Here is a 22899-nt window from a genome sequence, read left to right on the forward strand (position 1 = left end):
TACGGTGGATCCCATGCGGCCCGTTTCCCACATCGAACGCACGGTGGCGCCCTTCGAGGTCGTCAGTCCCTACCAGCCGAGCGGCGACCAGCCGACGGCCATCGCCGAGCTCGCGCAACGCATCCAGGCGGGCGAGAAGGACGTCGTCCTGCTGGGCGCGACCGGCACCGGCAAGTCCGCCACCACCGCGTGGATGATCGAGAAGCTCCAGCGCCCCACACTCGTGATGGCGCCGAACAAGACGTTGGCCGCCCAGCTGGCGAACGAGTTCCGCGAGCTGCTCCCGAACAACGCGGTCGAGTACTTCGTCTCGTACTACGACTACTACCAGCCCGAGGCCTACGTCCCGCAGTCGGACACCTACATCGAGAAGGACTCCTCGATCAACGAGGAGGTCGAGCGCCTGCGGCACTCGGCGACCAACTCGCTGCTCACCCGCCGCGACGTCGTCGTGGTCGCCTCGGTCTCCTGCATCTACGGCCTCGGGACGCCGCAGGAGTACGTGGACCGCATGGTCCCCCTCCGCGTCGGCGAGGAGCACGACCGCGACGAGCTGCTGCGCCGCTTCGTGGACATCCAGTACACGCGCAACGACATGGCCTTCACCCGCGGCACCTTCCGCGTCCGGGGCGACACCATCGAGATCTTCCCGGTCTACGAGGAGCTGGCCGTCCGTATCGAGATGTTCGGTGACGAGATCGAGGCGCTGTCCACGCTGCACCCGGTCACCGGCGAGATCATCAGCGACGACCAGCAGCTGTACGTCTTCCCGGCCTCCCACTACGTCGCAGGGCCCGAGCGCCTGGAGCGGGCCATCAACGACATCGAGAAGGAGCTGGGCGAGCGCCTCGCCGAGCTGGAGAAGCAGGGCAAGCTCCTGGAGGCCCAGCGCCTCAGGATGCGCACGACGTACGACATCGAGATGCTCCGCCAGATCGGCTCCTGCTCCGGCGTGGAGAACTACTCGATGCACTTCGACGGCCGCCTGCCCGGCTCCCCGCCGAACACCCTGCTGGACTACTTCCCGGACGACTTCCTCCTCGTCATCGACGAGTCGCACGTCACGGTCCCGCAGATCGGCGCCATGTACGAGGGCGACGCCTCCCGCAAGCGCACCCTCGTCGACCACGGCTTCCGGCTGCCCTCCGCCCTGGACAACCGCCCCCTGAAGTGGGAGGAGTTCCAGGAGCGCATCGGTCAGACGGTCTACCTGTCGGCGACCCCGGGCACCTACGAGCTCTCCCGCTCGGACGGAGTCGTGGAGCAGATCATCCGCCCCACCGGCCTCGTCGACCCGGAAGTCGTCGTCAAGCCCACCGAGGGCCAGATCGACGACCTGGTGCACGAGATCCGGCAGCGCACCGAGAAGGACGAGCGCGTCCTGGTCACCACGCTCACCAAGAAGATGGCCGAGGACCTCACGGACTACTTCCTGGAACTGGGTATCCAGGTGCGCTATCTGCACAGCGACGTCGACACCCTGCGCCGCGTCGAACTCCTGCGTGAGCTGCGCGCCGGCGAGTACGACGTGCTGGTCGGCATCAACCTCCTGCGGGAGGGCCTCGACCTGCCCGAGGTCTCCCTGGTGGCGATCCTGGACGCCGACAAGGAGGGCTTCCTGCGCTCCGGCACCTCGCTGATCCAGACCATCGGCCGCGCCGCGCGCAACGTCTCCGGTCAGGTCCACATGTACGCCGACAAGATCACCCCGGCGATGGCGAAGGCCATCGACGAGACCAACCGGCGCCGGGAGAAGCAGGTCGCGTACAACAAGGAGCGGGGCATCGACCCCCAGCCCCTCCGCAAGAAGATCAACGACATCGTCGCCCAGATCGCCCGCGAGGACATCGACACCGAGCAGCTGCTCGGCTCGGGCTTCCGCAATGCGAAGAAGGACGGCGGGGGCACCAAGGCGCCCGTGCCCTCCCTGGGCAGGGCGGCCGAGGGCGCCAAGCCGGCCAAGAGCAGGGGCAAGGCCAAGGAGACCGTGCCGACCGACCGCCCCGCGGCCGAACTCAGCGAGCAGATCGAGGAGCTCACCGCACGCATGCGGGCCGCCGCCGCGGACCTCCAGTTCGAGATCGCGGCCCGGCTGCGCGACGAGGTCTCCGAGATGAAGAAGGAACTGCGCCAGATGAAGGAGGCGGGCCTGGCCTGACAGCGGACCGCGTACGCGCAGTGTTGCAAGACCGACACAAAGTGCGGACCGGGGTACGTCACTGTCAGTGCCCCTGCGTAGTGTTCCGATCAACCGCGACTTCGCGGCAACAGGGGACGTCCGAGAGGGGAATCAGCGCGTGACCGTCAACATGACCAAGGGTCAGGCCATCAGTCTGCAGAAGAACGACGGTGGCAGCCTGGCCGCGGTGCGCATGGGTCTCGGCTGGCAGGCGGCTCCCCGGCGCGGCCTGTTCGGCTCGCGTACGCGAGAGGTCGACCTCGACGCCTCGGCCGTCCTGTTCGCCGACAAGCAGCCGGTCGACGTCGTCTTCTTCCGCCACCTGGTGAGCGACGACGGCTCGGTGCGCCACACCGGTGACAACCTCGTCGGCGGTGTCGGCCAGGGCGGCGACGACGAGGCGATCCTCGTCGACCTGTCCCGCGTCCCGGTCCACATCGACCAGATCGTCTTCACCGTGAACTCCTTCACGGGCCAGACGTTCCAGGAGGTGCAGAACGCGTTCTGCCGCCTGGTCGATGAGACCAACGGCCAGGAGCTCGCCCGCTACACCCTGGCCGGCGGCGGCCAGTACACGGCCCAGATCATGGCCAAGGTGCACCGTTCGGGCCCGGGCTGGACGATGACGGCCCTCGGTAACCCGGCCAACGGCCGTACCTTCCAGGACCTGATGCCGGCGATCCTGCCCGTCCTCTGAGGCCCCGGGGGCAACCGGCCGGGGCAGGCCGGTGAGCGGCACACGACACCACACAACGACACAGGGGGAGAAGGCGATGACGGCCGAGCTGGTGCGGGGGCAGAACCACCCGCTCTCCCGGGCCCGTCTCGAGATCCGGGTCTCGGCCGGCACGCCGATCGTGGCCGCGGCCGCGCTCAGCGACGAGAACGGCCGGATCCACGGCGTGGAGTGGGTCGCCCACCCGGGCGCACCCACCCAGCCGGGCCTCGAGGTCTCCCGGCAGGCCGCCGCCGACCATCGCCTCGCGGTGGATCTGGACGCCGTGCCGGAGGCCGTCCACCGCGTCGGCGTGCTGCTCGCCCTGCCCGCCGCCGGGGCGGGCCCGGTCCGCTTCGGCGCCGTGGCCGCCCCGTTCGTCGCCGTCACCGGCCTCGACGGTGCCGAGATCGCCAGCTACACCATCACCGGCCTGGAGGCCGAGTCGGCGGTCGTCGCCCTGGAGCTCTACCGCAGGCAGGGAGCCTGGAAGGTGCGAGCCGTCGGCCAGGGCTACGCGGGCGGCCTTGCCGAACTCCTCACCGACCAAGGTCTGCCCCAGGCCCATCAGCTCGCCGGCGGCATCGACGACGCGGTGGCCCAGGGACTGGCCCGCTCGGTGCAGGTGCCCCCGCCGCGCACGGCGGACGGCGACCGCTCCCGGCAGGCGGCGGCCCCGGCCCTCGGCCCGGACCAGGGCGGCACCGCGCCTCAGCCGGGCCAGACACCCCCGATGTCGCCGTACGGCGGTCAGACACCCGGCGGGCCGGGGCAGCCCGTGCCGCAGACGCCGTCGTATCCCGGCCCGGCGCCGGACCCCGACGCCGTCACCCAGCCGTCCACGCCCACCGCGGGCGGCCCGATCGACTACAGTCACCCACGCCGGCAGAACGCCGCTCCGCCCCCGCCACCGCCCACCGCACCCCCGGCCGCACCGGGGCAGCCCGCACAGCCCGTCGCGGGCGACGCGACCGGCTGGTCCATGGACGAGCGGCTCTACAACCAGGTGTGGGGCATGTTCGAGGACCTGGCCCGCAGCACCGCCGCCTACCGCAGCGCCGTCGACTTCGCCGAGTCGCGCATGGACAAGGAACTGGAGCAGGCCCTGTCCGACCCGCGCAGCCGGATCGGCGGGCAGGGCGACGCAGCCCGCGAGGCGGCCCGCGCCCGGCACGACCAGCTCGTCGCCAAGGCCGGCGAGGCCCTCGACCGGGATCTCACCCAGCTCACGGCCGAGGCCGAGGTCGTCGAACCGGCCCTCCCACCGGCGTACGCCCGCTGGGACAGCCCCGTATGGCACGCCTACCGGGTACCGATGGAGGTCCCCATGGCCCTGCGCCTGGGCGACCTCCATCGCCCCGAGGCCGACCGGATCCGGATCCCGATGCTGGTCCGGCTGCCGCTGGAGCGTGGCCTGTGGATCGACAGCGGCCGGACGGGATCGTCCGACGGTTCGTTCGCGGACTCGCACGCCCTGGGGCGTCTCGCCATGGAGACGGCGGTCGCGCACGCGGCCCGGCTGCTTGCCGTCCACCCGGCGGGGGAGTTCACCGTCCACGTCATCGACCCGGCCGGCTCGGGCGCGCAGCCGCTCGCACCCCTCGTGCGGACCGGTGTGCTCGCGGCCCCGCCCGCGCTCGGTGCCGCAGGGGTGGCGGACGTGCTGGCCCGGCTCACGCAGAGGGTCGACCTGGTGCAGATGGCGGTGCGGGGAGGCGCCGCCGACTCCCTGCCGCCCGGGTTCGACGCCTCACAGCAACTGCTGATCGTCAACGACTTCCCGCACGGCTTCGACGACCGGGCCGTGAACCAGCTGCGCTACCTCGCCGACGAGGGTCCCGCCTTCGGCGTCCATCTGATGATGGTGGCCGACCGCGAGGAGTCGTCCGGGTACGGTCCTTTGCTCGACCCCCTGTGGCGTTCGCTGCTGCGACTGACCCCGGTGCCCGACGATCATCTCGCCGACCCCTGGGTCGGTCATGCCTGGACGTACGAGCCCCCGCTCGTGCCGCCGGGCAGTCAGGTCCTCCAGCAGGTGCTCACCCAGGTCGCGGCCGCCCGCACCAAGTATACGTAAAGCCCTCTGATCAGGGGTTTTGGCCTTTCTTTTGCCAAGTGCTTTACCTGTTCTTGGTGATTGGGTACTGTTGACGGCACGGAGGGGAGTACTCCCTGTCTGCTGCGGCGTACCCGTCAATACGGATCAGGCCAGATCCCGGGGCGTCGGCCCATCCTTGGGTGGAAGAGACCTCCGGCAGCGACGACGCTGACATTTGCCGTTACGACTGCCGGAGGCGCAGTGGATGTTTCCGTGACCCTATGGGTCCTGACGATCGTGGGGCTCGCCGCCCTGATCGCGGTCGACTTCTTCATCGGCCGCAAGCCGCACGACGTATCGATCAAGGAAGCCGGGATCTGGACGGTCGTCTGGATCGTCCTCGCCGCGCTCTTCGGGCTCGGCCTGCTGGTGTTCGGCGGCGGCCAGCCCGCCGGCGAGTTCTTCGCGGGCTTCATCACCGAGAAGTCGTTGAGCGTCGACAACCTCTTCGTCTTCGTCCTGATCATGGCGAAGTTCGCGGTGCCCTCGCAGTACCAGCAGCGCGTGCTCCTGATCGGTGTCCTCATAGCCCTGGTCCTGCGGGCCATCTTCATCGCCGCGGGCGCCGCGATCCTCGCCAGCTTCTCCTGGGTCTTCTACATCTTCGGCGCCTTCCTGATCTGGACCGCCTGGAAGCTCATCCAGGAGGCCCGGACGGACGAGGAGGATGAGGACTGGGAGGAGAACAAGCTGCTCAAGGCCGCCGAGCGCCGCTTCGGTGTGGCCGACCGCTACCACGGCACCAAGCTGTGGATCCAGGAGAACGGCAAGCGGGTCATGACCCCGATGCTGGTCGTGATGCTCGCGATCGGCACCACGGACGTGCTGTTCGCGCTCGACTCCATCCCCGCGATCTTCGGCCTGACGCAGGACCCGTACATCGTGTTCACCGCCAACGCGTTCGCCCTGATGGGCCTGCGCCAGCTGTACTTCCTCATCGGCGGCCTGCTGCGGAAGCTGGTCCACCTCAGCTACGGCCTGTCGATCATCCTCGGCTTCATCGGCGTGAAGCTGGTGCTGCACGCGCTGCACGAGTCCGGGGTGCACGTCCCCGAGATCAGCATTCCGGTCTCGCTCGGCGTGATCTGCGCCGTCCTGATCGTCACCACGATCACCAGCCTGCGGGCTTCGAAGAAGCAGGCGACGCAGGCGCAGAGCGGAGGCGCTCCGAAGGACAGCATCGACGTCTGACCACGTCGGGCGTAGGAGCAACCAGCACCGGGGCCGGTGGTCGGCGAATTGCCGACCACCGGCCCCGGTGTTTGCCTGTTCTTGAGCGCGTACCCCGGCCCGGGGACGCCGTGGCCGGCTGGAGGTGCCATGAAGTTCGTACAGATCATCGACTTCGAGACCGAGCGCTGGGACGAGATGGAACGGGTATTCGAAGAGGCGTGGAGGCGCTTCGCCGACCGGCCGGGCGGCCCCACGCAGCGCATGCTTCTGAAGGACCGCGACAACCCGCGCCGTTATCTGGCGCTGATCGAGTTCGATTCCTACGAGGAGGCCATGCGCAACAGCAACGACCCCGAGACCAGCAGGATGGCGGAGCAACTGGGCGCGCTCTGCATCGGCGAGCGGGTGTACACCAACTGCGACCTCGTGGACGAGCGCGAGCTCGCGTAGCTCCGCGGCCGTGCTGCTGATCTTCACCTGGGGGCGCGATCTGCGGCCGCGGTCGTCGCGCTGCTGACGCCGGTCCTCGCAGGAGCTGTCCTGGCCGCCGTGCACCAGGCCGAGGTGGTGGCGAGGTCGCCTTCATCACCGGCCCGCGACACGGTCCTCGCAGCCATGGTGATCACCGGACATCGTCGCGCCGCGCTCCGCGCACCGTGACCGAGTGCAGACCCGCCTGAACCTCGCCCTCGGCTCGGCCATGGCCGGCATCGGCCTGGCCATCCCGGCGCCCGCGTCCGTCTGGCTGTCCGGCCCGCTGGTGCTCGGCCTGGGTGCCACGCGCATGGTGCTGCTCCCCCCGGCCGCGGTGGTGGCCTCGCTGCCCGTGGTACCGGGCCGGGCCACTCCGCTCCGGGGCGGGGGCCCATCGGGTGCTGTTCGCGGCGTATCCCGAGCTGGTGATCAACCCGCAGACGCTCGCGCAAGCCATTACGCGCACCACCACCAAGGTCACCCCGAAGCAGGCTCCGCAGCCGCCGCCACAGGCACCGGACGCGTCTCCGGCAGCAGCGCGAAGCACCCCAGACTGAACAGCGCGATCGCCGTCAGATACGCGGCCACCGCCCAGGGCACCCGCCCGCCCTGTTCGGCCAGCGCCGTCGCCACGATCGGCGTGAGCGCGCCCCCGAGGACCCCGCCGAGGTTGTAACCGACCGCGGCGCCCGTGCAGCGCACCCGCGGCTCGTACAGCTCCGGCAGATACGCGGCGATCACGGCGAACATCGTGATGAACGCGAGCATCGCCCCGAGGAAGCCGAGGAACATCGGCAGCGGCGCGCCGGTGGCGAGGAGCGCGACCATCGGGAACATCCACAGGGCGGCGGCCGCGCAGCCGGCCAGGCACAGGGGGCGCCGGCCGTACCGGTCCCCGAGCAGCGCCACCAGCGGCGTGAGCGCGCCCTTCACGACCACCGCGCCCATGATGCAGATCAGCATGACGGTGCGGCTCACCCCGAGCCGTTCCGTCCCATAGGCGAGCGACCAGGTCGTCACGGCGTAGAAGATCGCGTAGCCGATCGCGAGCCCCCCGCCGGTCAGCAGGAGGAGGCGCCAGTGGTCGCGCAGGACCTCGACGAGCGGCACGCGGGCGTGGTCGTCGATCTCGAGGAAACTCGGGCTCTCGGCGAGCGAGGAACGCAGCCACAGCCCCACCACGGCCAGCACCCCCGCCGCCCAGAACGGAACCCGCCACCCCCACGAGGCGAACTGCGCCTCGGACAGCGTCGCCGACAGCCCCAGCACCACACCGTTGGCGAGCAGGAACCCCAGCGCGGGCCCGACCTGCGGGAAGCTCGACCACAGCCCGCGCCGCCCGGCGGGCGCGTGCTCCACCGTCAGCAGCACCGCCCCGCCCCACTCACCCCCGAGCCCCAGCCCTTGAAGGAAGCGCAGGACCAGGAGCAGCAGGGGAGCGGCCACGCCGATCGTCTGGTAGGTCGGCACACAGCCGACCGCGACCGTGGAGGCACCGGTCAACAGCAGGGAGGCGACGAGGACCGGCCGCCGCCCCCGCCGGTCACCGATGTGCCCGAACAGCACGGACCCCAGCGGCCGCGCGATGAAGCCCACGCCGAAGGTGGCGAAGGCGGCCAGGGTCCCCGCCACCGGCGAGAAGGTCGGGAAGAACAGCGGCCCCAGGATCAGGGCCGCCGCGGTGCCGTAGACGAAGAAGTCGTAGAACTCGATGGCCGTGCCGGCGAGCGAGGCTGCCGCGAGGCGCGGCATCGAGGGGGCCTTTACGGTGCGTACGTCGTGCATGCCGCGTCAACTACCCACGGTGACGGCGGGTTACGGGGGCGCGCGGAGGCCCCGGGGTACTCAGTACGTGACCGTGATGCGCCGGGCCGGTCCGTCCACGCGCACGGTGCCGCCGTACGGGATCACCAGCTGCGGATCCGTGTGCCCGAAGTCCACGTCGAAGACGATCGTGGCGTCGGGGGCGTAGGTCCGCATGGCGCTGAGGACGGCCTCACGCTGGTCGGACGCGTGACGAGCGGCCTCCTCCGGTCCGTTGGGCCGCTCGAAGGACCAGGTCTTCGGGCGGCCCATGAGGAGGGCCGGAAAGCGCTGGAGTAGCCCGCGTTCGCCCATGTTGCGCAGGGTGCGGAAGACCTCCGTGGCGCTCGGCATGTCCTCCGAGGTTTCCAGGAGCAGCACGCCGCCGTCGTACTCGGACAGGTCGTGTGCGATCTCGCGGTCGGCCATCAGCAGCCAGCCGATGATCTCCAGGCAGCCGCCCCAACTGCGGCCCTCGACCACCCGGTCGGCGTTGACCCAGGTCCAGCCGGTCCCGGGCCGGGTCTCCGGCTCCGCGTCGAAAGTCGCCGGGTCCGCCCAGTCCCGGTCGATGTCACGCCACCGCTCGGCGGGCCGCAGCTCGTACGGGCCGGAGGTGAACAGGGCGGCGCGCAGGGACTCGGCGGTCTGCGGGTGCATGGCCCCCGGGCGGCCCAGTTCGCACATCACAGTCGCCCCGTGAAAGGCGACGATGCCGCTGTTGCGGAGGTAGGCGAGCAGGTTCGTGTTGTCGCTCATCCCGAAGAACGGCTTCGGGTTGTCCCGGATCAACTCCCGGTCCAGCAGCGGCAGCACGGTGATCTGGTCATCCCCGCCGATCGACGCGATGACCGCCTTGATGTCCGGGTCGCAGAAGGCCGCGTGGATGTCGTCGGCCCGCTCCTGGGGCGTGGAGCCCATCTTGCGGGTCGCCGGATACTCGACCGGCTCCAGCCCGTACTCCTTGCGCAGCCGCTCCAGGCCGAGCTCGTAGGGGAGCGGTAAGAGCCCCGGCAGGCCGGAGGAGGGCGAGAGCACGGCGATGCGGTCACCGGGGGACGGCTTGGGCGGGTAGGAAAGGCTTGCCATGCCGGGAGGCTATGGCCCGGCGGGCTCTCGGCGCACCGTGATAAACCGGGTCCGAGCGGCGGTCCGCCACGGGCCGCCCGACCCCGAACGGACCGGAGGAACCGTGCCCCGCACCTTGGCCAACGCCCCGATCATGATCCTCAACGGCCCCAACCTGAACCTGCTCGGCCAGCGCCAGCCGGAGATCTACGGCTCCGACACCCTCGCCGACGTCGAGGCCCTGTGCGCCAAAGCGGCGGCCGCGCACGGCGGCACGGTCGACTTCCGCCAGTCCAACCACGAGGGGGAGCTGGTGGACTGGGTCCACGAGGCACGGCTGAACCACTGCGGCATCGTGATCAACCCGGGCGCCTACTCGCACACCTCCGTCGCCATTCTGGACGCCCTCAACACCTGTGACGGCATGCCGGTGTTGGAGGTCCACATCTCCAACATCCACAAGCGCGAGTCGTTCCGGCACCACTCCTACGTCTCGCTGCGGGCCGACGGGGTCATCGCGGGGTGCGGGGTGCAGGGGTACGTGTTCGGGGTGGAGCGGGTCGCGGCGCTGGCCGGGGCGGGGCACGCCGACGCCTGAGTTCTCCTACAACCGCCCCGCCACCACGATTACAACCGCCCGGCTTCCACGACTACAACCGCCCCGCCTCCACGATCCGCCGCAGAAAGCGCCGCGTGCGCTCCTGCCGTGGTTCGCCGAAGACCTGTTCGGCGGTGCCGCGTTCCAGCACAACGCCGCCCTCCAGGAAACACACCTGGTCGGCGACCTCCCGCGCGAAGCCCATCTCGTGCGTGGCCAGCACCATGGTCATGCCCTCGTCCTTCAGGTCGCGGACGACGGTGAGGACCTCGCCCACCAGCTCGGGATCGAGGGCGGCGGTGATCTCGTCGAGCAGCAGCAGCCGGGGCCGTACGGCCAGGGCGCGGACGATCGCCGCCCGCTGCTGCTGGCCGCCGCTCAGCCGGTCCGGGTACTCGTCCGCCTTCCCGCCGAGCCCGAGCCGCTCCAGCAGTTCACGCGCGTGTGCCTCGGCCTCGGCGCGGGGCACGCCGTGCACCCGGCGCGGCGCGAGCGTGATGTTCTCCAGGACCGTCAGGTGCGGGAAGAGGTTGTACGCCTGGAAGACCACGCCGATCCGGCGGCGTACGGCGTCCTGGTCGACGCGCGGGTCGGTGATCTCCTCGCCGTCCAGCCAGATCGCCCCGTCGTCGATCTCCTCCAGCAGGTTCGCGCACCGCAGCAGCGTGGACTTGCCGGAGCCGGAGGCGCCGATCAGCGCGGTGACCGTGTGCGGGGCGACCTCCAGATCGACGTCCCGCAGGACGACCGAGCCGCCGAAGGACTTGCGGACGGCCTCCATGCGCAGCACGGACATCTCGCTCATGTGATTCCTCCCTGGGCCCGCCGGCGGTCCATCCGTGCCGTCACCCAGTCCGTGAAGCGGGTCATGGGGATGGTCAGCGCGACGAAGACCAGCCCCGCGATGATGTACGGCGTGTAGTTGAGGCTGCGCCCCGCGATGATGTCGGCGGCCCGTACGGCGTCCACCGCGCCCCCGATCGAGACGAGCCCGGTGTCCTTCTGCAGCGACACCAGGTCGTTCAGCAGTGGCGGCACCTGGCGGCGCACCGCCTGGGGCAGCACCACGTATCGCAGCGCCTGCCGGTTGCTGAGCCCGAGCGAGCGGGCCGCGGCGCGCTGCGAGGGGTGCACGGACTCGATGCCGGCCCGGAACACCTCGGCGACGTACGCCGAGTAGGTCAGGGTGAGCGCGGTGCCGCCGAGGAGCACCGGGTCGACGGTCACGCCCTGGAGCCGCAGTGCCGGGACGCCGAGGACCACGATCATCAGGTTGATGATGAGCGGCAGTCCCCGGAAGAAGTCGGTGTACGCGGCGGCCAGGACGCGCAGTGGGAAGAACACCGGGCCGCGCAGCGTACGGGCCACGGCGATCAGCATGCCGAGGACGAGCATCGCGGCTCCGCAGACCAGCAGCAGCCGGACGTTCAGCCACAGCCCTTCGAGGACCTTCGGGAACGCCTCGCGCGCGTACTCCCAGTCGAAGAAGGTCTCCTTGGTGCGAGACCAGCCCGGGGCGTTGACGACGACCAGGTAGAGGACGGCTCCGGTGACGAGGGTCGAGAGCGCGCCGATCGCCGTGGCGCGCCGGGCGCGGGCGCGCTGGTAGCGCTCACGGTCCAGGCGCCGCTGCGACGGCACGTAGCCGTCCCGCGCGTCGTGCTCGCCGGAGCCCACCGCCGGCTCTTCCTTGTTCACCGTCACTTGAGCACCGGAGCGTCGACGGCGTCCGACAGCCACTGCTGCTCGATCCCCGCGAGCGTGCCGTCCTCGCGCAGCGCGTCCACGGCCCGCGAGACGCAGGAGGTGAGTGCGCTGCCCTTGTCGAGCACGAGACCGAACTGCTCCGGCGTACCGCCCTGGTTCTCGAACTGGCCGACGATCGTCGCGTCCGTGACCTCGGCTCCGGTGATGTAGAAGGCGGTCGGCAGGTCCACGACGACGGCGTCTACCTGGCCGTTCTTCAGCGCGGACTTGGCCTGGTCGTTCTTGCCGAACACGGCGGCCGCCCGCGTGGGCCGCACCACGTCGTCGATGTAGTCGAGGCTGGTGGTGCCGACCTGGGCGCCCAGCTTCACGTCCTTCAGGTCCGCGACGCTCTTCGCCTTCGCCGCCTTGGAGCCCTTCAGGGCGACGACGGCCTGGCGCACGTCGTAGTAGCCGGACGAGAAGTCCACGGCCTTCTTGCGCTCGTCGCTGATGGACACCTGGTTGATGTCGAAGTCGAACGTCTTCTCGCCGGGCGCGAAGGCCTTGTTGAACGGGACGGTCTGCCAGACGACCCTGTCCTTGCCGTAGCCGAGTTGCCGGGCGACGGCGTACGCGACCGCCGACTCGAAGCCCTTGCCGCTCGCGGGGTCGTCGTCCTTGAACCACGGCTCGTAGGCGGGTTGGTCGGTGGCGATCGTCAGCTTGCCCGAGGTCCGGGTGGCCAACCTGCCCTTCTCGCAGGTGTTTCCGGCCGAGGAGGTGCCGGCCGCAGGCTCCTCCGGCTGCGGTGCACAGCCGACGGCGGTGGCGAGCAGAGCGACGGAGACGGCGGCGGCAGCGCGGCGCAGGGCACGCGGGGCAGGATGCATGGCGCGAGATTGGCAGCCGACGGTGCCGATTGTCGAGGTCACGACGGCGCCTGCTCACATCGTGGGAGCGGGTGTTGCGCTTTTGTGAACGCTCCCTGGCACGCGGCGAGTTCGGCGGTCGCCGGGGCCGCCGGTCGAGGGCGGGGATCGACAGACCGGCGGCCCATCCGCCCAGGAGCCGTCATCCTGCGCGGGGCTCCTACCAGTTGACCGCGCAACTACGTGCAGGGGGAGCGTATGTACGGCACCGGCGTGTGTGAACGATTCACACGGGGCGCGTGCGCGGCCCACTGCTCCACACGCGTGCGCCCCGCGCGGCCCCTCACCACCCGCGCGCGTGCCACTCCGGCAGCTGCGGGCGCTCCGCGCCCAGCGTCGTGTCGTCGCCGTGCCCTGGGTAGACCCACGTCTCGTCCGGGAGGACGTCGAAGATCTTGGTCTCCACATCGTGGATGAGGCTGGCGAACGCCTTGGGGTCCTTGTGGGTGTTGCCCACACCGCCGGGGAAGAGGCAGTCCCCGGTGAACACATGGGGATGCCCGTGCGGGTCGTCGTAGACGAGGGCGATCGAACCGGGCGTGTGCCCGATCAGGTGGCGCGCGGTGAGCTCCACGCGCCCCACTCGGATGGTGTCACCGTCGTCGACCAGCACGTCGGTCCGCACCGGGATGCCGTCGGCGTCGTCCCGGCCCGCGTAGGTGCGGGCGCCGGTGGCCGCCACGACCTCGGCGAGCGCCTGCCAGTGGTCGCCGTGCTGGTGGGTCGTGACGACGGACGCGATGCCGTCGTCACCGATCATGCCGAGCAGTGTCTCCGCCTCGTTCGCGGCGTCGATGAGCAACTGCTCGTCCGTGGCCCGGCAGCGCAGCAGATAGGCGTTGTTGTTCATCGGACCGACCGCGATCTTGGTGATCATCAGGTCCTTGAGCTCGTGCACGTCGGCAGGTCCGCCGACCGTCACCTGTCCGCTGTACGTCATGTCCGCCAGCCTATAGCGGGGGAGTGGCCCGGGTCCTACAGCGGGGGCAGCGCCGGAAGCGGGCCGCCGTCCACCGTCAGCGTGGATCCGGCTCGGCGGCCGGCGAGCCAGCCCAGCAGGTCTGCCGGGGAACCGGTGACGGTCACCTCGGGCCCGTCGTCCGCCTCCCGTCCCGTGCTCCACGCGCGCGTGCCGTCCGTGAGGCGCGTGGGTGGTACGTCGGGATGGCCGGCGAACCGATCGGCCAGAAAGGCGATCTCCCGCTCCGTGAAGTCCGCCGGCAGATCCTCCAGCTCGTACCCGATCCCCAGGTCCACGTGGTGCAGCTCCACCTCCACCCACCGCCGGAACGGCACCCGGGACGCGGAGTCCGTGACCCCACCCCGCAGCTCCACCGTGCGCGACCAGTCCGCCGGAGCGGCCGCGGCCTCATGGAAGCGGGCTGCGCTCTCGCGCAGGTCGGCGAGCTGGACGTCGAGGCTGCGCGGGGCGTCCCGCTCGATGTCGGCGTCCCGGGCTTCGCCGGAGACGTACATGGGACGGCCTTCGAGGACGTTCACGAGGGCGTCCGCGTTGCGGGCGAGGTGTGCCAGTACATGGCCCCGGGTCCAGCCGGGAAGCCGTGACGGCTGCGTCACAGAGGCGTTGTCCAGTTTGCCGACTGCGATGAGCAGCCGTTCCGTAGCGGCATGTACAGACGCCAGGTCATGACCGTGATCAATCATGGTGCTGACCCTAGCCGCGCCACACCTTCGGGTGAAGGTGGTGAACAAGTGCCGGTAATCGAAAGCACGTGCTATAAGGTCGGACGTGACGTCGGGCATGCTGGAAAGCCGGGGTTTGTTGGCAACCCGTGAATCCGACCGGCGTTGTCAGTGGCTCCCCCTAGTCTGAGAAAGCACGGGGGCCCCGCCCCTGTCACTTCTCTCAAGAAAGGTGCGGACCGGCGTGGCCGACCGTCTCATCGTTCGTGGAGCGCGCGAGCACAATCTCAAGAACGTCTCGCTCGACCTCCCGCGCGACTCGCTCATCGTCTTCACGGGCCTGTCGGGGTCGGGCAAGTCCTCGCTGGCCTTCGACACCATCTTCGCCGAGGGACAGCGGCGCTACGTGGAGTCGCTGTCCTCGTACGCCCGGCAGTTCCTCGGCCAGATGGACAAGCCTGACGTCGACTTCATCGAGGGCCTGTCCCCGGCCGTCTCCATCGACCAGAAGTCGACCTCCCGCAACCCGCGCTCCACGGTCGGCACCATCACCGAGGTCTACGACTACCTGCGTCTGCTCTTCGCGCGCATCGGCAAGCCGCACTGCCCCGAGTGCGGCCGCCCGATCACGCGTCAGTCGCCGCAGGCCATCGTCGACAAGGTCCTGGAGCTGCCGGAGGGCAGCCGCTTCCAGGTGCTGTCGCCGCTGGTGCGTGAGCGCAAGGGCGAGTTCGTCGACCTCTTCGCCGACCTCCAGACCAAGGGCTACTCCCGCGCGCGGGTGGACGGCGAGACGATCCAGCTGTCGAACCCGCCCACGCTGAAGAAGCAGGAGAAGCACACCATCGAGGTGGTCGTCGACCGCCTCACGGTCAAGGAGGGCGCCAAGCGCCGTCTCACCGACTCCGTGGAGACCGCCCTCGGCCTCTCCGGCGGCATGGTCGTGCTCGACTTCGTCGACCTCCCCGAGGACGACCCCGAGCGCGAGCGGATGTACTCGGAGCACCTGTACTGCGCGTACGACGACCTGTCCTTCGAGGAGCTGGAGCCCCGCTCCTTCTCGTTCAACTCGCCCTTCGGCGCCTGCCCGGACTGCTCCGGCATCGGCACGCGCATGGAGGTCGACGCGGAGCTCATCGTCCCGGACCCGGACAAGAGCCTCGACGAGGGCGCCATCCACCCCTGGTCGCACGGCCACACCAAGGACTACTTCGGCCGCCTGATCGGCGCCCTCGCCGACGCCCTGGGCTTCCGGACGGACATCCCCTTCGCAGGCCTGCCGCAGCGCGCCAAGAAGGCCCTGCTCCACGGCCACAAGACCCAGGTCGAGGTCCGTTACCGCAACCGCTACGGGCGCGAGCGCCGGTACACCACCGCCTTCGAGGGCGCCGTCCCCTTCGTCAAGCGCCGGCACAGCGAGGCAGAGAGCGACGCCAGCCGTGAGCGCTTCGAGGGCTACATGCGCGAGGTGCCCTGCCCGACCTGTGAGGGCACGCGCCTGAAGCCGATCGTCCTCGCGGTCACGGTCATGGACAAGTCCATCGCGGAGGTCTCCGCGATGTCGATCAGCGACTGCGCGGACTTCCTGAGGGAGCTGAAGCTCAGCGCCCGCGACAAGAAGATCGCCGAGCGCGTCCTGAAGGAGGTCAACGAGCGGCTGCGGTTCCTCGTCGACGTCGGCCTGGACTACCTCTCCCTGAACCGCGCGGCCGGCACCCTCTCCGGCGGCGAGGCCCAGCGCATCCGCCTGGCCACCCAGATCGGCTCAGGCCTGGTCGGCGTCCTGTACGTCCTCGACGAGCCGTCCATCGGCCTGCACCAGCGCGACAACCACCGCCTGATCGAGACCCTGGTCCGGCTGCGCGACATGGGCAACACGCTCATCGTCGTCGAGCACGACGAGGACACCATCAAGACCGCCGACTGGGTCGTCGACATCGGCCCCGGCGCCGGTGAGCACGGCGGCAAGGTCGTGCACAGCGGCTCCCTGAAGGAGCTGCTCACCAACGCCGAGTCGCAGACCGGCCAGTACCTGTCCGGCAAGAAGGCCATCCCGCTGCCCGACATCCGGCGCCCGCTCGACCCATCCCGGCAGCTCACGGTGCACGGCGCCCGGGAGAACAACCTTCAGGACATCGACGTCTCGTTCCCGCTGGGCGTGTTCACCGCCGTCACCGGGGTGTCCGGCTCCGGCAAGTCCACCCTGGTCAACGACATCCTGTACACGCACCTGGCCCGTGAACTGAACGGCGCGAGGAACGTGCCGGGGCGGCACACGCGCGTGGACGGCGACGACCTCGTCGACAAGGTCGTACACGTCGACCAGTCGCCCATCGGCCGCACCCCGCGCTCCAACCCGGCCACGTACACCGGCGTCTTCGACCACATCCGCAAGCTGTTCGCCGAGACCACCGAGGCGAAGGTCCGCGGCTACATGCCCGGCCGCTTCTCCTTCAACGTCAAGGGCGGGCGCTGCGAGAACTGCGCGGGCGACGGCACCATCAAGATCGAGATGAACTTCCTCCCGGACGTCTACGTCCCGTGCGAGGTCTGCCACGGTGCCCGGTACAACCGAGAGACCCTGGAGGTCCACTACAAGGGCAAGTCCATCGCCGACGTCCTGAACATGCCGATCGAGGAGGCCACGGAGTTCTTCGAGGCGGTCCCCGCGATCTCCCGTCACATGAAGACCCTGAAGGACGTCGGCCTCGGCTACGTCCGGCTCGGCCAGTCCGCGACCACCCTGTCCGGTGGTGAGGCCCAGCGCGTCAAGCTCGCCAGCGAGCTCCAGCGCCGCTCCACCGGCCGCACGGTCTACGTCCTGGACGAGCCGACCACCGGTCTGCACTTCGAGGACATCAGCAAGCTGCTGACGGTCCTGTCGGGACTGGTCGACAAGGGCAACACGGTCATCGTCATCGAGCACAACCTCGACGTGATCAAGACTGCCGACTGGATCGTCGACATGGGCCCCGAGGGCGGCGCCGGCGGCGGCCTGGTCGTCGCCGAGGGCACGCCCGAGGAGGTCGCCGCAGTCCCGGCCAGCCACACCGGCAAGTTCCTGCGGGAGGTCCTCGGCGCCGACCGGATCAGCGACGCGTCCTCGGTGAAGGCCCCGCGCAAGACGGCGGCGAAGAAGACGGTCCCGGCGCAGACCAGGGCGTCCAGGACCGCCACCAAGACGGTCAACAGCACCGCGGCCAAGAAGACAGCCGCGAAGTCCGCGAAGGCCGTCGCGAAGAAGACGACGCGGACGGCCAAGGGCTGACCGGCCAAGGGCTGACGGCTCCTGCCGACGCGCCGTGCCCCCACAGGAACTCCCTGTGGGGGCACGGCGCGTCGTTGTGCGGTCAGGCGCTCTTCGGCTCCACGAACTGCATGTCGAGCTGGATCTTCACCACTTCCCCGAGCAGACCGGGGGCGAAGTCGAGCCCGAACTCGCTGCGCCGGATCTCGCCCGTCGCCTCGAACCCGGCATGCCGGCTGCCGTCCATGGGCACGTCGACCAGCCCGCCGAACTCCACGGCGAGCGTCACCGGGCGGGTCACCTCGCCGATCGTCAGCTCGCCCTCCATCGTCCAGTCCTCACCCTCACCCGACACCCGCGTCGAGCGGTACGTCATCGTCGGGCGCTTCTCGACGTCGAGCAGGTCGGAGGCGCGGACGTGCGCGTCCCGGTCGGCGTTGCCGGTGTCGATCGAGGCCAGGTCGACGGTCGCGGAGACCCGCACGTCCTCGACGCGTTCCCCGACGAACAGTTCGGCCTCCAACCGCTCGAAGCGCCCCCTCACCTTGGCGATGCCCAGGTGACGGATGGTGAAGTTCACGGAGGAGTGGAACGGGTCCAGGGCCCAGTTGCCCGGGGCCAGCGGCAGGGCGGTGGCGGAAGCGGCGGTAGCGGTGTCATTGGTCATGGCCTCCACCCTGAGGGGCGCGCGGCCCGTGAGGGAGACCGGCCGGAGCCTGGTAGTGGCAGGGACACCCTCCACGCGCGCGGCCGGGGTACGTTCGGCGGGTGAGCGACAACGAGTTGGGCACGTTCCTGCGCACCTGGCGCGAAGCCGTCAGCCCCGCCGAGGTGGGCCTGCCCACCGGTACGCGGCGCCGCACGCCGGGTCTGCGGCGCTCCGAACTGGCCACGCTCGCCGGCATCAGCGTCGAGTACCTCACCCGGCTGGAACAGGGGCGCGATCGCAACCCTTCCGCCCAGGTGCTCGGCGCCCTCGCCGACGCCCTGAACCTGTCTCTCGCCGACCGGGTGCTGCTGCGCCGCCTGACCAAGGAGGCGGACGGCGGGGACCCGCTGCTCTGCGCGGCGGCCCCGTCGCTCGGCCGCACGGCCCGGCCCACCGTGCGGGCCGTGCTGGACCACCTGGAGCCGGCTCCCGCACTGGTGGTCAACTGGATCGGCGACGTCCTCGCCCACACGACCGGTTACGAACGCCTGGTCGGCCCGCTCGGCCTGCTCGACGACGAGCGCCCCAACCTGTTGCGGTACCTGTTCACCGACGAGCGGGCCCGCAGCGCCTACCGCGACTGGGACCGGGTGGCCGATGACCTCGTCGCCCGGCTCCGGCACGGTGTCCCCCTGCGGGACCCGCACCTCGCTGAGCTGGCCGACGAGCTGACGGTGACGGCGGGGGCGGAGTTCGCCGACCGGTTCGCCGACCTGGCCGCGGCACCGCGGCGTACGGGTTCCCAGCACATCGAGCACCCGGAGGCCGGATCGCTGCGCCTGCTGCACGAGACGTTAGCGCTGCCCGACGAAGGCCAGCGCCTGATCGTCCACCTGCCCGCGGACGAGGCCACGGCCGCCGCCCTGGACCGCCTCAACGGCCGTCGCCCCGGCGCGCTGCGGGCCGTGGGGGAGACCGGCTGAAGGACGCGCACGGGACGCGTTCCCTGCCGTTCGTCCTGACCGCGGGAGGTGTCAGCCCTCCAGCTCGTGCAGGTACGGCGGTTCCGCCCCGGCCCGGGAGCAGGTGATCGCCGCCGCACGGGCCGCGAAGCCCAGCAGCCCCGTCCAGCCGTCGCGCCCCAGTGCGGCCGGCGCCCGCACGCTGAGCGCGTCGCGGGCCGCGAGCCCGTGCAGCAGCGCCGCGTTCACCGTGTCGCCCGCGCCGATCGTGTCCACGACCCGGACCCGCTCGCCCGGCACCGAGTATTCGCCGCCGTCAGCGGTGAAGGCGGTCAGCCCGTCCCCGCCCCGGGTGATCACGACCGCCGCCGGACCGGCCGCCAGCCACTCCTGTGGTGTGCCGCCGAGCCACTGGGCGTCCTCCTCGGACAGCTTCAGCAGCGACACCGACGGCAGCCAGCTCTTGAACCGCGCCCGGTAGGCGTCCGGGTCCGGGATCAGCCCGGCCCTGATGTTCGGGTCCAGCGCGGTGAACACGCCCTGCGCGGCCGCCGCACGCATCAGTTCCTCGTAGGCGCTCGCCCCCGGCTCCAGCACCAGCGAGCACGTCCCGAAGGAGACGGCCCGGGTGCCGGGCGGCAGCGCTGCGGGCGCCGTGAACAACCGGTCCGCCGTCCCGTCGACGTAGAAGGAGTACGCCGCGGAGCCGTCCGCGCCGACGGTGGCGACGGCGAGGGTCGTGGGCTCGGCGCCGCGCTGCACCGACGACACGTCCACCCCGGTCTCCCGCAGCCGGTCCAGCAGGGCCTCCCCGAAGGCGTCGTAGGACACGCGGGAGCAGAAGGCGGCGGGGGAGCCGAGACGGCCCAGCGCCACCGCCGTGTTGTACGGGCCGCCGCCGAGCGCCGGCTGGAGCGCCGCCAGGGCTCCCGTGCCCCGCGGTACCAGGTCGATCAGTGCCTCACCGGCGACGACGATCATGCGACGGTTCCTCTCTCGGACTGCGCGGGCTGCGCGGACTGCTCGTGCTGCTCGTGCCGCACGGACTGCCCCGACTCCACGGGCTGTGCAGGCTCCTCGGGGCAGCCGCACGACGTGCGGTGGACGAAGGTGCAGGGAAGCCGCACGGTCCGGGCGGGCCGGTCCGGTTCGGCGAGACGTTCCAGGAGCACGTGTACGGCCCGGGCGCCGATGTCCCTGCTGGGCTGCGCGACGGCGGTGAGCCGGGGCGAGAACAGGTCCGCCCAGGCGAAGTCGTCGAAGCAGCACAGCGCGATGTCGCCGGGCACGGACAGGCCGTGCGTGCGCAGGGCACGCAGCGCTCCGATGGTCATGGCGTTGTTGCCGGTGACCAGCGCTGTGGGCGGCACGGCGAGGGACAGCAGGGCGGCGGTGGCCTGTTCGGCGCCGGCCGACTCCGAGTCGCCGTGCACCAGGAGCCGCTCGTCGTAGGGCAGGCCCGCGAACGCGAGGCCGGTCCGGTAGCCGGTGATCCGCTCGCTCGTGGTGCTGAGCCCCGGCCGTCCCGCCACCAGCCCGATCCGCCGGTGACCGAGGCCGGCGAGGTGGGTGACCAGCCGGGACGTCGGTTCGGCGTTGTCGGCGCAGACCTGGTCGAAGCGCGGTCCGCCGTCCGGGGCGTCCACCAGCCGGTCGAGGAACACGGCCGGTACGTCGTGCCGCCCCAGGTAGGCGAGCAGTCCGCGCGGATCCGCGGAGGGCGCGACGATCATGCCGTCCACCCGGCGCTCGTGCAGCAGCTGGACGACCTTGCGCTCGTGCCCGGGGTCGTCGTGCGGATCGGCGATCAGGAGGCTGTAGCCGTGCTCCAGGGCGCCGGCCTCGACGCCCTGGAGGATCTCCGTGAAGTACGGGTTGCTGATCGCCGACACCGCCAGCCCGATGGACCGGGTACGGGCCGTCACCAGGGAACGGGCCAGCGTGTTCGTGGTGTAGCCCAGCTCCTCCACGGCGTCCAGGACCGCCTGGCGGGTGTGCGGCAGGACCGGCCGGGTGCCGTTCAGGACGTGCGAGACGGTCGCCACGGAGACACCGGCACTCCGTGCGACGTCGGCCATGGTCGCCATGACGTTCCCTCCGCCTTCCCGTCCGTCCTCCGGCGCGCCGTCCGACGCCCCACGGCCGGGACGGTATCGCATCCGATGCCGGACGTAAACGCTTGCGCAAGCGTTTACGTCGGACGGTGTGCATGCCGGACCGGCGTGTACCCATGACCGTGACTGAGGGCCGGGCGCCGGCCCCGCCGTCGTCCGTCCGGCTACTCCCAGTCCCAGCCGATCCCCACGAACCCGGCCCGCACCCGCGGCTCGACCAGGTGCACCGACCGGTGCCGTCCGCTCAGCGCCAGCTCCTGGCCGCCGGTGCGCGGGGCCGCCGCCGAGTGCTGGGTGAAACGGTGGCAGCGCGCCGGGAGGGACGCCGCGTCGAAGCACACCTGGAGCGCGTACTGGCCGCCGGGGGAGTCGAAGCCGCGGAGGTACTCGTGTGACACACCGGCCGTGCCGTCCTCGACGCCGAAGCGGAACAGGAACGTGTCGCCGGCCCGCAGCCAGGTGTCGAAGAGCAGCTCGGCCGCGAGCACTCCCGTGTCCCCGTGCCAACGGACGCGTCCCGTACGGCAGTTCTCCAGCGCGTGCACCCTCATGCGCTCCGGTACGGCCCCCCGGTCGCCGTGGTGGACGGCCACGAAGCGGTCGACGCCGTCCCGGTGGGCGCGCACGATGTGGTGCGATTCCCGCTCGGCCAGCTCCCGCCGCGCCCCTATCCGCAGCCGCTCGTGGTGCCCGAGGGTGTGCAGACCGCCGTCCGGCGGGCAGTCCAGCTCGGCCAGCAGCTGGTCCAGGACCCCGGAGGCCTCGACGAGGGAGCGGTAGGAGCGGGCTGCGGACCGCAGCCCGGACGGACCTTCGCCGGATTCGGCGAGCAGCCGGATCAGCGACTCCTCGGGAAGCTCCAGGATCTCCTCCAGCGCGCGTACGGCCCGCAGCGACTCGGGGCGCTGCGGGCGCCTGGCCCCCTGCTGCCAGTAACTCAGGCTGGTGACGCCGACCTTCACCCCGTGGCGGGACAGATGGTGTTGCACGCGTTGCAGCGGCAGCCCTCGGGCGGCTATCGCGGCACGCAGGGCGACGTGGAAGGGGCCGCCTCGCAGAACCGAGTCCAGTTCCGCGGTGGCGACGTCCGCGTGCTGTGGGGCGTGCGGCATGCAGGGGCCTCTCTGTGAGTCGGCGACGGCTGGTCAGACCGTTCGCGCGGGCCGCCCGGGACCGTCCCGCCGGCGCAGGGGAGGTCTTCACATCCGTACGCCGTCGTTCAGGGGTCCCGAGTTCCCCCGCATTGAAGCGTGTTGACCTGGTCCCGACAACACCTGATGCCGGACAGTGACGTACTCCCGGCCGGGCCGATCCGGACATGGGACCGCCCGGGGCGTAACACCCCGGGCGGTCCCTGCTGACGGCGCGCCCGGCCTCCGCCGAGGCCGGCCTTCTCAGGAGCGGTCGGTTCCGCCCCGTTCCTCGACGGCCAGGCGCTTGGCCCGCACTATGTCGGGGTCGCGCGGGTCGAGGGCGTCGTGCAGTGCGAACGGTTCGTCCGCGTACCGGCGGGCACGGACGGCCCGCCGGGTTTTCTCGATCCGCATCCGCTTCATC

20 protein-coding genes and 1 pseudogene are annotated in these 22899 nt (G+C 70.9%); 9 read left to right on the forward strand and 12 right to left on the reverse strand.

Going from position 1 to position 22899, the window contains the following annotated elements; translation table 11 throughout:
- Positions 1–13 precede the first annotated feature (13 nt).
- The 6 genes and pseudogenes from uvrB to ACZ6TU_RS10180 form a co-directional block, all read left to right on the forward strand.
- Positions 14–2158 (forward strand): excinuclease ABC subunit UvrB, encoded by a 2145-nt coding sequence (uvrB, locus tag ACZ6TU_RS10155; protein ID WP_467673949.1) that lies wholly within the window; start codon positions 14–16, stop codon positions 2156–2158.
- Positions 2159–2297: 139 nt separating this feature from the next.
- On the forward strand, positions 2298–2876 hold the full coding sequence (locus ACZ6TU_RS10160) for a TerD family protein (protein ID WP_467673947.1): 579 nt from the start codon (positions 2298–2300) through the stop codon (positions 2874–2876).
- Positions 2877–2952: 76 nt separating this feature from the next.
- Entirely contained in the window at positions 2953–4971 is a 2019-nt protein-coding gene (locus ACZ6TU_RS10165) for a TerD family protein (RefSeq protein WP_469547713.1), read from the forward strand.
- A 222-nt stretch (positions 4972–5193) separates the two neighbouring features.
- The gene (locus ACZ6TU_RS10170; RefSeq protein ID WP_467673943.1) at positions 5194–6183 is read left to right on the forward strand and encodes a TerC/Alx family metal homeostasis membrane protein; all 990 of its coding nucleotides are present in this window, start codon (positions 5194–5196) and stop codon (positions 6181–6183) included.
- A 129-nt stretch (positions 6184–6312) separates the two neighbouring features.
- Positions 6313–6615: a hypothetical protein gene (locus tag ACZ6TU_RS10175; protein ID WP_469547715.1), complete on the forward strand. Its 303-nt coding sequence runs from the start codon at positions 6313–6315 to the stop codon at positions 6613–6615.
- Positions 6616–6796: 181 nt separating this feature from the next.
- A pseudogene (locus ACZ6TU_RS10180) lies at positions 6797–7076 on the forward strand (ionic transporter y4hA); the annotation flags it as partial.
- Between the two features lie 40 nt (positions 7077–7116).
- Here the strand turns inward: ACZ6TU_RS10180 and ACZ6TU_RS10185 are convergent.
- Both ACZ6TU_RS10185 and ACZ6TU_RS10190 read right to left on the reverse strand, forming a co-directional pair.
- A complete protein-coding gene (locus ACZ6TU_RS10185; RefSeq protein WP_469547717.1) occupies positions 7117–8424 on the reverse strand; it encodes an MFS transporter in 1308 nt (435 codons plus the stop codon).
- Positions 8425–8484: 60 nt separating this feature from the next.
- Positions 8485–9531, reverse strand: a complete 1047-nt coding sequence (locus tag ACZ6TU_RS10190; protein WP_467673937.1) for a S66 family peptidase — start codon at positions 9529–9531, stop codon at positions 8485–8487.
- 103 nt (positions 9532–9634) lie between these two features.
- On the opposite strand from ACZ6TU_RS10190, the gene aroQ reads away from it, so the two are divergent.
- Positions 9635–10108, forward strand: coding sequence for a type II 3-dehydroquinate dehydratase (gene aroQ / locus ACZ6TU_RS10195; protein ID WP_467673935.1), 474 nt, complete (start codon positions 9635–9637; stop codon positions 10106–10108).
- Positions 10109–10160: 52 nt separating this feature from the next.
- On the opposite strand, the gene ACZ6TU_RS10200 is transcribed toward aroQ, so the two are convergent.
- From ACZ6TU_RS10200 to ACZ6TU_RS10220, 5 genes are all read right to left on the reverse strand, one after another.
- Positions 10161–10913 (reverse strand): amino acid ABC transporter ATP-binding protein, encoded by a 753-nt coding sequence (locus tag ACZ6TU_RS10200; RefSeq protein WP_467673933.1) that lies wholly within the window; start codon positions 10911–10913, stop codon positions 10161–10163.
- The gene (locus ACZ6TU_RS10205) at positions 10910–11812 is read right to left on the reverse strand and encodes an amino acid ABC transporter permease (RefSeq protein WP_467673931.1); all 903 of its coding nucleotides are present in this window, start codon (positions 11810–11812) and stop codon (positions 10910–10912) included. The genes ACZ6TU_RS10200 and ACZ6TU_RS10205 overlap by 4 nt, the downstream gene beginning before the upstream one ends.
- Entirely contained in the window at positions 11809–12687 is an 879-nt protein-coding gene (locus ACZ6TU_RS10210; RefSeq protein WP_467673929.1) for an ABC transporter substrate-binding protein, read from the reverse strand. Before ACZ6TU_RS10210 ends, ACZ6TU_RS10205 begins: the two co-directional genes overlap by 4 nt.
- 322 nt (positions 12688–13009) lie before the next feature.
- Positions 13010–13666: an MBL fold metallo-hydrolase gene (locus ACZ6TU_RS10215; RefSeq protein ID WP_467673927.1), complete on the reverse strand. Its 657-nt coding sequence runs from the start codon at positions 13664–13666 to the stop codon at positions 13010–13012.
- Positions 13667–13701: 35 nt separating this feature from the next.
- Positions 13702–14391, reverse strand: coding sequence for a maleylpyruvate isomerase family mycothiol-dependent enzyme (locus ACZ6TU_RS10220; RefSeq protein ID WP_467673925.1), 690 nt, complete (start codon positions 14389–14391; stop codon positions 13702–13704).
- Between the two features lie 223 nt (positions 14392–14614).
- On the opposite strand from ACZ6TU_RS10220, the gene uvrA reads away from it, so the two are divergent.
- On the forward strand, positions 14615–17638 hold the full coding sequence (gene uvrA, locus ACZ6TU_RS10225) for an excinuclease ABC subunit UvrA (RefSeq protein WP_467673924.1): 3024 nt from the start codon (positions 14615–14617) through the stop codon (positions 17636–17638).
- A gap of 82 nt (positions 17639–17720) precedes the next feature.
- On the opposite strand, the gene ACZ6TU_RS10230 is transcribed toward uvrA, so the two are convergent.
- A complete protein-coding gene (locus ACZ6TU_RS10230) occupies positions 17721–18284 on the reverse strand; it encodes a YceI family protein (protein WP_467673923.1) in 564 nt (187 codons plus the stop codon).
- 101 nt (positions 18285–18385) lie between these two features.
- Between ACZ6TU_RS10230 and ACZ6TU_RS10235 the strand changes: the two genes are divergently transcribed.
- A complete protein-coding gene (locus ACZ6TU_RS10235) occupies positions 18386–19249 on the forward strand; it encodes a helix-turn-helix domain-containing protein (protein ID WP_467673922.1) in 864 nt (287 codons plus the stop codon).
- Positions 19250–19300: 51 nt separating this feature from the next.
- Here ACZ6TU_RS10235 and ACZ6TU_RS10240 read toward each other — a convergent pair whose 3' ends face one another.
- The 4 genes from ACZ6TU_RS10240 to ACZ6TU_RS10255 all read right to left on the reverse strand — a co-directional run bounded on the left by ACZ6TU_RS10240 (position 19301) and on the right by ACZ6TU_RS10255 (position 22889).
- Positions 19301–20209, reverse strand: a complete 909-nt coding sequence (locus tag ACZ6TU_RS10240) for a carbohydrate kinase family protein (RefSeq protein ID WP_467673921.1) — start codon at positions 20207–20209, stop codon at positions 19301–19303.
- Positions 20206–21315, reverse strand: coding sequence for a LacI family DNA-binding transcriptional regulator (locus tag ACZ6TU_RS10245; protein WP_467673920.1), 1110 nt, complete (start codon positions 21313–21315; stop codon positions 20206–20208). The genes ACZ6TU_RS10240 and ACZ6TU_RS10245 overlap by 4 nt, the downstream gene beginning before the upstream one ends.
- 191 nt (positions 21316–21506) lie before the next feature.
- A complete protein-coding gene (locus ACZ6TU_RS10250) occupies positions 21507–22454 on the reverse strand; it encodes a hypothetical protein (RefSeq protein WP_467673918.1) in 948 nt (315 codons plus the stop codon).
- Between the two features lie 282 nt (positions 22455–22736).
- The gene (locus ACZ6TU_RS10255) at positions 22737–22889 is read right to left on the reverse strand and encodes a hypothetical protein (RefSeq protein WP_467673916.1); all 153 of its coding nucleotides are present in this window, start codon (positions 22887–22889) and stop codon (positions 22737–22739) included.
- Positions 22890–22899 lie beyond the last annotated feature (10 nt).

The sequence above is a fragment of the Streptomyces sp. NPDC052064 genome (assembly GCF_055585925.1).